Genomic DNA, 12952 nt, shown 5'->3' on the forward strand with positions numbered 1-12952 from the left:
CTATTTGGTCGTCCCGAAGGAAGCGGACATATCTTGGTTGGCAGTCGGCGCTTGGACGGCTTTCTTCACGTAGCTCGACGTACGGATTCGCTCTTCCAACTCCGCTTGGAACGCATCGCCGTCGATCGGTACCGCAACGGGACGTTTCTGGAAGGAAGACAGCATGATCCCGTTGGCCAGCGTCAGGGCGCCCAACCCTTCCGGTCCTTCAGCGATCAAGTCGACCTGCTTGCCGAGCAGCCGTTCTACCAGCCGTTCCGTAACGACGTGGTGCCCGTTCGGAACGTCCGTGTCGACAACGATTTCCTCCGGCGCGATGTCCCATTCGGCAAAACGCTGGTCTGTCTCCTGGGAGAACGCGAGCATCGATTGCGGATATTTATAATAGAGCAGCTTATTGTTTTCCAAGATCAGCTTGCCGAGATCGCCGACGATTTCCATCCGGTTCGTACCCGGCAGCTCCGCCGTCGTCACGATCAGATGCCCGACCATGCCGGACGTATGCTCGAAATAAGCCGTCACTTCATCCTCGACCTCGATATCGTGGTATTTGCCGATATGGGCATGACCCGAGATCAATTCCGGCAATCCGAACAGCCATTGGTACATATCCAGCGTATGCGGACATTGGTTGGTCAGAATGCCTCCGCCTTCGCCAGCCCAAGTGGCGCGCCAGCCGCCGCTGTCGTAATAGGCTTGGGAGCGGAACCACTTCGTATGAATCCAAGTCGCGCGCGATAGTTTGCCCAGTGATCCGCCGTCCATGATTTCTTTGAGTTTCGCGTAGAAAGGCAGTGTCCGCTCTTGAAACATGATGGCGAATTGCAGGTCCGGTTTGTCCGTTTTAGCCGTTTCGTATGCCTGAATCATCGCCTTGGCGGCATTGACGTGAACCGCGATCGGCTTCTCGCACATGACGTGAATACCCCGCTTGAACGCTTCGATCGCGATCGCAGGATGGTCGTAATGCGGCACGGCGATGATGACCACATCGATTCCCGCTTGCTCCAGTAAGTCGTTGGCGTCGTAATAAGCCGTCGCCCCGCAAGCTTGTGCCGTCGCGTCCGCCTTCTCCTTGTCCGTATCGCAGACGCCGACCAAGGCTACATGCTCCATGGTGCGCAAATAATTCACGTGATGCTGTCCGATGCCGCCGATTCCGACAAGTCCGAATTTAATACTACGATCATTCATTCGTTAGCCCTCCCGAATACGTTGAAATACGCGCTACCCTCTCATCCTATCGAATTACAAGTACAACTTCCTTGACGAAATTGCCCTCAAAGTGGATAATATTGCTCAAAATCACGGGAGGTCCGGCAGAATGATCAGCGACTATATGGCTCGGCTCGACGACCATGTGAAATTTCTCCATGCGACCCGGCAGCCGCCGTTCAGCATTCATTTCCACTTGCATCAGGGCTGTGAGATTTACTTCCTTATTCGCGGCGACGTGAATTATTTCGTGGACAAAGCCGTGTACCCGCTTCAACACGGCGATCTCGTCATTACGAACGAACATGAAATCCATAAGCCCGCCCTCACGACGGATGCGGTGTATGAACGCGTCACGATTGAATTCGACGCGGCGCTGATCGCCTTGTTGCAGACGGCCGACATGAACCTGCTGCGATGCTTCTATGATCGACCGATCGGCGAGCATAACAAAATCAAGCTGAGCGAGCACGATCAAACGGCGCTGTCCGCATTGTTCGTCAAATACGCCGACCTGCAGAAGCAGCCTTTTCCCGAAGCGCCGCTGCTGAAGCTTGGCTGCCTGCTCGAAATTCTCGTGCTGGTGCAGCGGTGTTTCCATAAAAATAAGGAAAAAGAGAGCCGCCTGGATTTGCCTCCGCAGCTCTCCCCTATTCTCGCCTATCTCGATCGGCACCTGGCCGAAGATTTATCGTTGGAACGGCTGGAAGGATTGTTCTTCATCAGCAGGTTCCATCTCAGCCGGCTGTTCAAGAAACATACCGGAAGCACGATTCACGAATACATTCTGTACAAACGCATCGCCCTCGCCAAGACGCTGCTCCGGGAAGGACGCAGCGTCACCGAAGCCAGCATGGATGCGGGCTTTAACGATTATTCGGGTTTCCTTCGCGTGTTCAAGAAGAAAGTCGGCCTTTTGCCCCGGCAGTATGCCAAGCAGCATCAGGCGAACGCGCTCAAGTGAGTGCCGGCATCGTGTTACTGTTACGTGTTCTAGAACTTGTTCAATGCTGCATCCTGCTTTGAACAAATCCATCATCTATTCAGGCCATGTATTTAAATTAACTTTTCTTATAAATATAATCCCCATACGGGAGTACTTGATCTTCACATCTTCTATATCGTCATCGTTAACAATTCTAAGTCCATAATGAATTGGCGTTGTATGCGTTTTAACAGCTGCTTGGAATTCTTGCGGTGATAATCGAGGATGAATCGGTGCGTCTTTTAGTTGAACAAACTTGGCAGATGGCTCGTCGTCAATGCCGCCTGCGACCAATTGCCCGGTATAACTAATTACCAGTTGCGCACGCTTTGGGGTTTTACGGTTTACGAGAACTTCCCGAATACGAATATTAAATCTCCCTTCATTGACAAGCGAAATATCAACTTGCTTTCTTGAGTTGTTATATTCCGTAAAACCATCAGCGACTAAGGGATTTTTATTCAGAACGAGAATAGTAAGCCATCCTATTCCTAGCAGGACGATAATGAATAAGGATATGAAGATGATTCTTTTCTTAAATATAAACGTCACTTCTTTCTTTATATAGATCATCGGTACTTTCACATAACGTTCCTGTGTTCAAGAACCCGAGAGCCTTAAGTGACCGTAGAGCGACGCAACATGAATATGGTGTTATGTGATGTTCTGGGCTTCTTCGAATTGATTCACAAATTGTTCTATTATCGGTCTAGTGTATGTATCAAATGTATTTATTTCTTTAATAGGTTTCCATGCTAATTCTAGTATGTCTTCATTGCCTTCGACGCTATAATCGGTTCCTTCAGTGCCGCCAACGATCTTGGCGATATAAGTATATTTCATCTCTTGAACATGCATTTGATTGAGAAGTTCATATCATATCCTGTTTCTTCTTTCACTTCTCTAATACAAGCGTCTTCAGGAGATTCTCCAGTTTCAATTCCCCCACCTGGAAAGTTCCAGACGATATCACCACGCTCAACATATTGACGAACCATAAGTACCTTTCCATCAATCACAATGAGTGCCTGCGCTATCATAATGCCTATCTCCTTGTTCTGTTATTTATGCGTTCTTACCGGATGTTACATAACGTGACTGTGTCCACGACGTCCAACGGAGACGGTTGTGCCCGGTCGAATCCATTTCCTCGCTTAAAAATCACATTCATCGGTTGTTCGTGTTAATTCAGTCCATCTAGCTGATAATAATTTAGCGTAATCCAAAGAAAACATTCCATAACTCCCCAATGCATATCCATCGTTCACTTCAATTAATAGCGTCTCGCCTGTATCAGTCAATCCAATATCAACAGCATATCCCTTAGGAGCTGTTATTTGCCAGACTTTGAATCGCAAGGTTGTTCTAGTGAGTACACTTCTTAGGTTCTCCACTTCAGACCGAACCGAGGGCATTAGCTAGCTGCGTGAATACGGTATTATATATTTACGCCCTCCAAGATATGCATTCATAATTTTTTGTTAATCTTAGTTGCTATGAATCTTATAAATTCATTTCTTTCCTCATTATTATTAAAAACTCTCTTAGGGATTATTGAGTAACCTTTCTTCCCGTATAGTAGATAAATAAAATCTTTCGTTTCTTTAATTCCATTATAATAATCCCAGCCAATTGTTGATTTCAGGCTTCCGGCCTGAAACAAAATTTCGTCATCATTAAATGTTAATATATATTCTTCTCTGAACTTAGGATTTCTTCTATAAACTACCTTAGGTAAGACAATCAATTTTATGAATACAATAAATAAGAATACGATAGAAATAACAATAATAAATGATACAAATAATGAATTTGTATTCGTATTTAGTGCGTAGAAACCATACAAAAGTAAGGAAATTGCTAAAATTACATTGAACACAACTTCCTTCAAACTATTATTTTGGTTCATTGCATGTATAAACTCTCTTTCAGAGTATTTATAAATTAACTTCATTGTTTTGATCCTCCTAAGGATTATTGGTGTTAGAGGGTCTGTCAATAATTTTGTTTAAACTCACTACCAATGAACCTTTAGCGTAAATGCTGACCGATGCGATCGGGGAAGAAGACGGAGAGCTGGAGGAGGATTTGTCCCCAGTTCTGCACCGGCCCGTCCATTTGCGAACAACATCCATCGTCGCCAAATAGAGCATTTTGAGCAATGCTTCGTCGGTAGGAAAGATGCTCTTGCCCTTGGTCACTTTACGAAGCTGTCGGTAGTAGCTTTCAAGCGAAGCCATTGCCTTCCTGAGCTATCCGTCAAACTATGTTGTAATTCTTATTGTCCCAGATTAATTGTTTAAATAAGTTAATCGGCTCTTTATAATCAATTGGTTTATGAATTATTCGATTCAGCCATTTCAATCGTTCTATGTTATCTTGAAAATCATCTTCCATAAACCATGTTACTTCCTTCATTGTTCCAAGCACACTTCTATTGTTTGTCTTTGAAATATGTATTTCCGTAGAATGCTCTAAATATGTTTTAATCAACCTTTCATGAACTCCCTCTTGAAGTAAGTATTCTCGAAGAGCGAATATGAATCGGGTCGTCAGACTTAGGCTCGCAGTGGTTGTCCGGCTGATTCTACTTCCTCGCCTGATTCACTTCTTCGAATCCTCTTCTTCTGCTCCGGACCGGACCGGGGGCCGAATGGCCCGAAGCGTGAATATGATGTTATATGACGTCCTCGTCTTCGAAGCATAAACTATAAATTTATCTCTCTTGTAACTATTTCGTAATTCTTAGCTAAGACCCATCCATTCATACCGTAAGCTGACATCAAGATTATATATCTATAACTTCCCTCTACTAATGTTCTTCTTATATCATCAATAGATTCAAAATGCATTGGCCAACCATAGTTTTTATTTTTAAGAAGTAACTCTGAATTCCCTTGAATAAATAGATCTATTTTAGATTCATAGATGTCGAGAATAATACTGCCTTTTAATTGTTGTTCAAATAAATGATTTAACACACCAGTAAATATAATATCTGTTTCCTCTAATAATTCCTTGCCTTCATATAGAGTATGTATTTTAATTTGATCATTTTGTAAATTTACTTCATATGACAGAATAACGTTGTCATGGACCATAGACATATAGCACTTCTCCTTTCGCACTTACGAGGATGTCATATAACGTTCTTGTGTTCTCGACGTCCGACGGCGTCGGATGTGTCCGGCTGCTCCCGCTTCCTGGCTTCTCCACTTCGCCTGACCGAGGGCGCAAGCCCGAAGCGTGAACACGGTGTTATATCACGTTCGTGACATCTCTGAATTACTCCCAATTTGACTAATTGTGAAAATAATCCTTCGTGATATAATTATAAGAACAAATGTTCTTATTTTGATGTTTTAGAGGGTTTTTTAATGAATGGCAATTCAGTCTCGGAACAACGAAGTAAGATGATGAGCCGAGTTAGAGGAAGGAATACAAAGTTAGAACAATCTGTATCAAAAATTCTTTGGAAAAACGGTTTTAGATTTCGTAAGAATGTTTTGACTCTCTATGGCAAGCCAGACATCGCGATAAAAAAGTATAAAGTTGTAATCTTTGTTGATTCTTGCTTTTGGCATGGTTGTGACAGTCATTTTAAACTTCCCATTAAAAATACAGAGTACTGGAACAAGAAAATCACTAGAAATATTGCTAGAGATGAAGAAGTCAGTCTTCATTACACAGATAGAGATTGGACTCTGATTAGAATTTGGGAACACGATTTAAAAAGTCATTTTAGTCTTGTTATTTATCAAATCTGTAGAGCGATAATTAATGCCAAACATAAAGAAGATTTGAGAAAGATTATTCAAATTTCTCGTTCCACGAATGTCATATAACGTAGCGAACGAAGCTGCCGGCTGCGCGGATGCGCAGTTAGTCGATGGGATGTGTCCGGCTGAATCTGCTTCCATGCTACTGAGAATCCATCTCCGAATCCACTTCTAGCTTCTGCCGGGCCGAGGGCCGAATGGCCCGAAGCGTGAATATGGTGTTATGTGATGCTCCCGTCTTCCTCGAATTTCAATCAAATTCCCTTACGTTTAAAATATCCTGACATCACCTGTAAATAATCCTGAAACTTTATCGGATCATCAGAAAAGTCATAAGTAATATGAACTTCACCTTTTTTCGAAATAGTGTATGCAGACTTCTGTAACGTCCAAATATGTTTAGGTATCACAATGTCAGAATTTAAAAAGAAAAACCAACAACATTCGCCTTCTAAAAATAATTTATTTAATATAGGTTCATGATATTTGATTTTTTTTTGAGACAGTTCACCACGAAAGTATTCTTCAGCCATTAGTTTTGCTTGTTCAAGAGTAATTGTTGGTTTGTAATCTTCTACTACATCTCCATATAAGTATTCTTGAATTAAATAGTTTTGGTTAAAAGATTTAAGAGTTATAGTTCCAGTATTTATTACTTCTAGTTTTGATACACTTTGATTTTCTATAGTAATTTCTTCAACAATTCCGAAACCTTCATCTAAAACAGAATCAGAAGCATATAATTTGTCGTCCAGATTGACTTGGTAAAGCGCTCTTCCAATTATATTTAGTCGGAACTCATTATTATCCTTATCTTTAGAATGAACTGAAAACATAGGTATTCGTCTCATATTCCATCCCCTGCATATTAAAATTATTGAATATCTTCGGGAGTTTCGCATAACGTTCTTGAGTTCACGACGTCCGACGAAGGAGGATGTGTCCGGTTGCCATCTCTCCCCCGACTACTCTCCTGCCGGACCGAAGGCGTTAGCCCGAAGCGTGAACATAGTGTTAGGCGATGTTGAATTGACTTCTATGATTTACCTCTCCCTCCATTCCTCTTTGCAACATCCGGAATAGATTCAGCTGGTGAGATAATACTAGTAACATCTGCGCCAATATTCCTCAACAAAGACGCCATCGTTTTTCCGGTTCTTTCACTCTCTTTAAATAGCGTGTGAATTTCTTCGCCAGAGATACCACCTTTAAAATGAGCCATTGATGAAATATGGTATACCTCATCTTCTTCGTTTTGAGAGATTGAAGACTGCTCAATAATGTCTAATGGATCAATTTGAAAACCTTCCTCTAGTCCAACGCCACCAGCTCCATAAGATTCATAAGCTCCAACTTCATTAATCATTGTTAATTTAAAAATATCTTCATCGGTAAATGGGATGTGATAATCGTTAAAGTTTATAAATTGTTGTCCGTTTATCCTCATTTGAAAGTGATAATGAGGAAAATATACTTGTTTCCCTTTATGGCCTTTAAAATCTTCATAGGTACATGAAAAGCTCCAATCAATATGTTTATATCTAATAGTTTGTTCAATAATTTTGTTTTTCTCCCTCTCCTCGCTCAGATCATTAATATTTCTCATGAATTTATCTAAGTTTGCGACCCATCTGAGGTAAGCGTTAATATTAAAGTAATCAAATTTTTCATATATTCTTACGAAATCCTTCTTTTTAAATTTGCATTGTCTTAGCAACCAATGTACACATGGTTGTTCAGACTTCATTGTTTTTAGCGGAGAACCACATATATAACACTTACCTTGTTCAAAGTTTGACTTGAACAAATTGTACTCTTTTTCTCCCTCTTTTTGCTGAATTCGATTGCCGTATTCTATTTCTTCTGGAGAAAGAGATTTTACCCATTCTTCTAATTCAGCTTTTGAGTAAGTCACATTATCACTCCATTCAATTTCGCCTAACGTTGTTGTATTCACGAACCCGAGAGGCTTAAGGCGACCAACGGGAGCCGGGTCGAAGACTTAGTCTCGCAGCAGTTGTCTGGCTGCCTCAACTTCCCCGAAATGCCCCGGTCCAGACCAAGGACGAATGCCCGCCACGTGAATACGGTGTTAGATGAAGTGTCCGGCTTTTGCGATTAAACCTTCAATACCTTTAATTCCTTGCCGATAAGTTAACTATTACTAAATCTTAAGGTTGGTGATCGCTCTGGAACTCTTAAAACAACTGATCCCTTGGTTGGGAATCACGTCTTTACCAGTTACTATTATTGGAATCTTCAAGATTATTGCTATGTTAAAAACAACAAGAATAGAAAGATTAATTCTTAGTGATCAGAAAAATCTCATGATTCAAGCAGTGCAGATATTTTCATACAGTATATTCCTCTCTATTTTTGTTTTATATATTCACTTACTAATAGACAGCCATCAGCCAATAGAATATTTTGTTGCACTTTTTATAATTCTAGTTATTGCTTGGTTCATACTCATCATCTCTGCCACGCCGGCACTTGAAACATTTAAAAAGACTACTTACCATTACATTGAAATTAAAGTAGAAGAAAATAACGAAAGGTTCTATATTCATAAAGTTACAATAAGTAACCATATCTTGCTCTGTAACACTAAGAGCTTAAAAAAGACCGGCAACAAAAAAATGTTTGTTGATGTCGACTTTATAAAAGAAAAGATAATATTTCATGAAAATGATTAGTGATTTTATATTTATCGGGCATTTCATCTAACGTTCTTGGATTTACGAACCCTCACTGCCTTAAGCTACCAACGGGAGCGGCCGCGACGCGGTTAGGCAGTGCAGGGTTGTCCGGCTGAATCTGCTCCCCTGCTGCTGAAAATTCTCCAACCGAATCCGCTTCTTATGCTTCGGTCCGGACCAAGCGGCGTAGCCGCGCAGCGTGAATCCGGTGTTATGTGATGTATTCGCCTTCCTGGACTGCTTACAATTTATCTTTAATAAAGGGCAGTTTATCAATACTGACCAGCATCTCACATACTTCTTCAAGAATCTCATCTAATTCTAATTCTTCTTCGTTGATTTCTATGTTCCAATAATGATGTAATTTTATAGATCTCACAAAGTGTACTCCATTGCTATTAAGAGTTACTTCCCAAGTAATTTGAGGTTTATTCTGATGTTCCATTACTCTGTTAATAGCAGTTAATAATTCTGTATTTATTAAATTTGTTTCTTCTTTAAAACCTTCTTTAGCCTCTATATTGTATTTAATTTCTAGTTCTAATAATGCTTCTCTATTCTCTTCATCATGTAAACATTCTTCAGTTTCATCGTGGAATAAAGCACAGTTTCCTCCGTAGATAGATTCAGTCGTCATCACACTTTCCCAACCAAAACTAATTTCTGCCCTTGTAGTATGCGGGGATTTGTTATTCTTTAACACGCAAAGGCATTCAAATTCTTTCATAAGTGTAGTTAACTCAAGATTATGTTTAATAAGATATGGATCAAGACCTACATCCCTCATAGAATTAATAATTTGGCTTGTAATCTGTTCATAAGTTAGCATTCGTAACACCCCATAAGTTTTGTTTTTAAATCCTGCGAATATTTCATATAACGTCTTTTTTACGTATTTCGCTAACATTCACACAGTAGAAAGTTTACGTATTTCCAACCATCACTCGCAATGGGGGTATTCACGTACTCGCTCCCGCATCCTCCATCCGATCTAACGGACATTTGATCTTCCTTATATCCCTCGTGCTAACATGCGTATACCTCTCGGTCGTACGAAGATGCTGATGACCGAGCAGCTCCTGGATATAGCGGATATCGATTTCACCTTCCAGTAAATGCGTGGCAAATGAGTGCCGCAGAACATGCAGGCTGACCGGCTTATGGACACCTGAACGAGCAAGCCCCTGCTCGAACAGCTTTTGAACGGTGCGTTCCGTTAGATGGCTTCCCTCGCGCTGGCCGGGAAACAGCCAAACCTGGGCATATCCTGTGCCACATAACGCTGGACGACTGCATAATCTGTGTCGGACAATAACGTCTGCCTGTCCTTGCGTCCCTTGCCTTGACGGATACGAATCGTTTTTCATTCGCGGTCGAAGTCGCTTAGGCTCAGCCGCACGACTTCGCTTACCCTCAAGCCGGAGGAATATGTAATATACATAATTGCCCGGTTCACCAGGTCCTCGAAAGCGCAAAGAATTTGCATGACCTCGGTCTACGCCAGTTCCCGCGTCTGCGTCTGCACCTTCCTCGGTCGAACATAAGAGGCCGAAGCCACAGCTTCCCCCAGCACGCGACTACTGAAAAACTTGATCGCGCTGAGCGCTTGATTCACATGGGAATGTGAACAACCACGTCCCAGCATATGGAGCGAATATTTCGCTACGGAGCGAACATCTTCGACGAACCCCTGCTCCTTCAAATACCGATAATAACATTCGACTTGGCTGCAATACGCCTTGATTGACTTCAGGCTATACCCCCGGAGCGCCATCTCCTGCCGCAGCCGATGCTCATGCTCGGCATCCCAGCGATAACTGTTCGCCACCACCGTCGGCTCCCATTCCTCCAGCGCAGGGCATTCCGCCGAAAGCTCCTCTTCAATGTCCACATCCGCCCGGCAAAACAATTCCTTCAGCTGCTCCAGCGCGAGCAGCGTATAAGGAATCAACCACGTCTTCGAGGCAGGATGCCATCGTCTCCCGTCGATGGACCGTATGGCTTTCACGATCGACGCTTCGTAAGCAAATGTCACGGCAAGGTAGGTTTCGTCTTCTTTAGCTAACCGAATCTTCATGGTAATCTCCTTTTCAGTATACCAGTTCCACTAAATACTGGTAACCGTTTCAATAGTCTCTTCGACTCGAAGAATCGCCTCTGCCCGGAAATGCAAAAAGGGAGATCTCCCGTCCAATTGGACGAGAAATCTCCCGATGCTTTCGGTCTATTCTGCGATACATTCAGCTTATCACGGCCTTCATTGCTTGTAAATGCGGCCGCGCCGATGTCACTGCCTACTCCCCGTACTCGCTTCTCTTCCTCAGCCAGCCATATTATTCACGGCAGCCGCAGGCGCATACACCGAGATATGGTCGACTTTGCCCGTGTCTGCGGGAATGACGAAGCGCAGTTCGTAGGTTTTGCTCGCTTCGTATGTGTAGATGCTATCCGTGCCACTTTTCGTGACTTTCGCTGCTTTGCCAAGCGCAGCTTCGATCTGCTTCAAGGTCAGCTTCTGCAGCTCCGGTGCGTCTGAACGGACATCGAAGATTTGGCTGCCCTTATTGTAACCGATGACCGCATGCTTTTTGGCGTACGTGGCGTAGATGCCTTTACCGGCGAAATCGCTTTTGTCCGCCTTGCCCCATTCCTTCTCGACATCCTCGGTCAGCCCTTTGTCAGCCTGGAACGGAATGCCTTCCACTTTGCCTTCCTTCGCCAGCGCAAGCATCGCTTTTAGCATCTTCGACGTCTGATCTTCATCCTTCGGCGGTGACGAAACGTTTCCATTATCGCTGTTACCGGTGTTACCGGAGTTTCCCGAGTTGCCGGCAGGTTCGTTTGTTGAATTCCCGCTTCCGTTGTCCCCATTAACTTGATCGCCGCCTTGGTCGGCATCGTTGCTTGGCGCATTATTACCGGAACTATCGTTCGCCGGAGTCGTCGTATTCGACGGATCGGCTCCATTATTTTTGTTGTCATTGCAAGCGGCCAGCATCAGGACACACGCCATCAGCGCCGCGAACGCCAGCATCGTTACGGATTTACTCTTCTTCACTCTCGTTCATCTCCATCATGTCAAATTTCTTGTTTGCATCCACTAGACGAGCGAATTCTCGAAAAGGTTCCAATATTTAGCGCTGCACCAGCTTCGTCAGGACAATATCCACTCTTAACCGGCTCCGCAACAGCCGAAACGCCTCATGCCACCTATGAACGCTTATTGGTCGAGTTCATTCACCGGCAACTGATCGTTCTTCGACAGGATCAACGATTTCTTCTCCCCGTCGTAGCGTAAATGGTACACCGGAACCGCATCCATTCCTGCACCGAAACCGCCGGTTACGATCACCTCGTCCTGCTTCACTTCCAGCGCGCGATGCGAATATTTCCCGATGTTGGTCAAGGTGCTCGTGTCGCTCATGATGATCGGAACCGGGAAAGCTCTTCCGTCCTGAACGCCGAAGAAATAGGTTTCCAACATTCGGCAATCCGTATACCTCGGGCTGAAAGCAAGCAGCTGTACCTCGTTCAGCTCTAGAAGCTCCATGCTGGCAGGCTGCTCCGATGGCTGGATCATTTCAAAATCCCGCGGAAACGTAAACACGCGCTCCGCTTCCCCTTCCTTCGGAATCCAGTCCGCTTCGAACGTCCCGCGCCAGTTCAAATCCGACTCGACCCCGAGACAACTCGGCACGCCAAGCGTGGCGACCGTCGCTTTGCCAGTAGGCTTGACGACCAGCTGTCCGTCTGCCAGTTGGATGCTCGCCCGAACGGAGTCGTCTTCTTTCGCCTCATCGCCCACGGCTTCGGCCACAGCCGGATCAACCACGCTCGCATCGGCCGTGTTCGACTCTGCCGCCTTCTCGACTTTTGCTGGTTCTTCACCGCCGGCAGCACTCGACTCTACCACGCTGTCCGACTGTACCTTCGATTTCGCAGCGTTATCCGCCTCATAATTCTGCCCTGCGCAGCCTGTCGCCAGCATCACGAATGCCAGTACCGCCCCCGAGTGAATCATCCATTTACGCATGCTTCCCATTTCATCGCTCCTGCAATCATGATGAATGCTCTATGTTCTCTCGACGAGATTTGGGAGGAAATGGTTTCAGCAGAATGCAAAAAAGGAGAGCGCACCGCGCTCCCCATTTATTAATCTTGTAGTCGATCGGTTTGTTAATCTTGCAATCGATTGTATTATTAATCTTGCAGTCGATTGTATTATTAATCTTGCAACCGATCGAATTGTTAATCTTCCAGTCGACCTGATCGTC

The 12952-nt window shown here is 44.0% G+C and carries 16 protein-coding genes and 1 pseudogene; 2 read left to right on the plus strand and 15 right to left on the minus strand.

The features are described from left to right. The gene (locus AC0YNU_RS28790; RefSeq protein ID WP_475762760.1) at positions 1-1194 is read right to left on the minus strand and encodes a Gfo/Idh/MocA family protein; all 1194 of its coding nucleotides are present in this window, start codon (positions 1192-1194) and stop codon (positions 1-3) included. A gap of 130 nt (positions 1195-1324) precedes the next feature. Between AC0YNU_RS28790 and AC0YNU_RS28795 the strand changes: the two genes are divergently transcribed. Further along, complete coding sequence (locus AC0YNU_RS28795; protein WP_475762762.1) at positions 1325-2179, plus strand: helix-turn-helix domain-containing protein; 855 nt, start codon at positions 1325-1327, stop codon at positions 2177-2179. 75 nt (positions 2180-2254) lie between these two features. Here AC0YNU_RS28795 and AC0YNU_RS28800 read toward each other — a convergent pair whose 3' ends face one another. The 7 genes and pseudogenes from AC0YNU_RS28800 to AC0YNU_RS28830 all read right to left on the minus strand — a co-directional run bounded on the left by AC0YNU_RS28800 (position 2255) and on the right by AC0YNU_RS28830 (position 5307). Further along, complete coding sequence (locus AC0YNU_RS28800) at positions 2255-2785, minus strand: hypothetical protein (RefSeq protein WP_475762764.1); 531 nt, start codon at positions 2783-2785, stop codon at positions 2255-2257. 254 nt (positions 2786-3039) lie between these two features. Further along, entirely contained in the window at positions 3040-3240 is a 201-nt protein-coding gene (locus AC0YNU_RS28805) for an NUDIX hydrolase (RefSeq protein WP_475762766.1), read from the minus strand. Positions 3241-3354: 114 nt separating this feature from the next. Then, complete coding sequence (locus AC0YNU_RS28810) at positions 3355-3615, minus strand: ATP-grasp domain-containing protein (RefSeq protein WP_475762768.1); 261 nt, start codon at positions 3613-3615, stop codon at positions 3355-3357. Positions 3616-3668: 53 nt separating this feature from the next. Then, a complete protein-coding gene (locus AC0YNU_RS28815; RefSeq protein WP_475762770.1) occupies positions 3669-4154 on the minus strand; it encodes a YcxB family protein in 486 nt (161 codons plus the stop codon). 77 nt (positions 4155-4231) lie between these two features. Further along, a pseudogene (locus AC0YNU_RS28820) lies at positions 4232-4431 on the minus strand (IS256 family transposase); the annotation flags it as partial. Between the two features lie 28 nt (positions 4432-4459). Further along, positions 4460-4804: a DUF6933 domain-containing protein gene (locus AC0YNU_RS28825; RefSeq protein WP_475762829.1), complete on the minus strand. Its 345-nt coding sequence runs from the start codon at positions 4802-4804 to the stop codon at positions 4460-4462. A gap of 104 nt (positions 4805-4908) precedes the next feature. Further along, on the minus strand, positions 4909-5307 hold the full coding sequence (locus AC0YNU_RS28830) for a hypothetical protein (protein WP_475762772.1): 399 nt from the start codon (positions 5305-5307) through the stop codon (positions 4909-4911). Positions 5308-5577: 270 nt separating this feature from the next. On the opposite strand from AC0YNU_RS28830, the gene AC0YNU_RS28835 reads away from it, so the two are divergent. Further along, entirely contained in the window at positions 5578-6045 is a 468-nt protein-coding gene (locus tag AC0YNU_RS28835; protein ID WP_475762774.1) for a very short patch repair endonuclease, read from the plus strand. 188 nt (positions 6046-6233) lie between these two features. Here the strand turns inward: AC0YNU_RS28835 and AC0YNU_RS28840 are convergent, their stop codons facing one another. The 7 genes from AC0YNU_RS28840 to AC0YNU_RS28870 form a co-directional block, all read right to left on the minus strand. After that, positions 6234-6830 (minus strand): hypothetical protein, encoded by a 597-nt coding sequence (locus AC0YNU_RS28840; protein WP_475762776.1) that lies wholly within the window; start codon positions 6828-6830, stop codon positions 6234-6236. A gap of 185 nt (positions 6831-7015) precedes the next feature. Further along, positions 7016-7936, minus strand: a complete 921-nt coding sequence (locus AC0YNU_RS28845) for a hypothetical protein (protein ID WP_475762778.1) — start codon at positions 7934-7936, stop codon at positions 7016-7018. A 983-nt stretch (positions 7937-8919) separates the two neighbouring features. Beyond that, positions 8920-9507: a hypothetical protein gene (locus tag AC0YNU_RS28850; RefSeq protein ID WP_475762780.1), complete on the minus strand. Its 588-nt coding sequence runs from the start codon at positions 9505-9507 to the stop codon at positions 8920-8922. Between the two features lie 130 nt (positions 9508-9637). Further along, on the minus strand, positions 9638-10045 hold the full coding sequence (locus AC0YNU_RS28855) for a tyrosine-type recombinase/integrase (RefSeq protein ID WP_475762782.1): 408 nt from the start codon (positions 10043-10045) through the stop codon (positions 9638-9640). Positions 10046-10173: 128 nt separating this feature from the next. Continuing rightward, complete coding sequence (locus AC0YNU_RS28860) at positions 10174-10755, minus strand: phage integrase N-terminal SAM-like domain-containing protein (RefSeq protein ID WP_475762784.1); 582 nt, start codon at positions 10753-10755, stop codon at positions 10174-10176. A 243-nt stretch (positions 10756-10998) separates the two neighbouring features. After that, positions 10999-11736, minus strand: coding sequence for a YjgB family protein (locus AC0YNU_RS28865; protein WP_475762786.1), 738 nt, complete (start codon positions 11734-11736; stop codon positions 10999-11001). 162 nt (positions 11737-11898) lie between these two features. Continuing rightward, complete coding sequence (locus tag AC0YNU_RS28870) at positions 11899-12720, minus strand: hypothetical protein (RefSeq protein ID WP_475762788.1); 822 nt, start codon at positions 12718-12720, stop codon at positions 11899-11901. Positions 12721-12952: the final 232 nt, after the last annotated feature.

The organism is Paenibacillus sp. J31P316, from assembly GCF_056269105.1.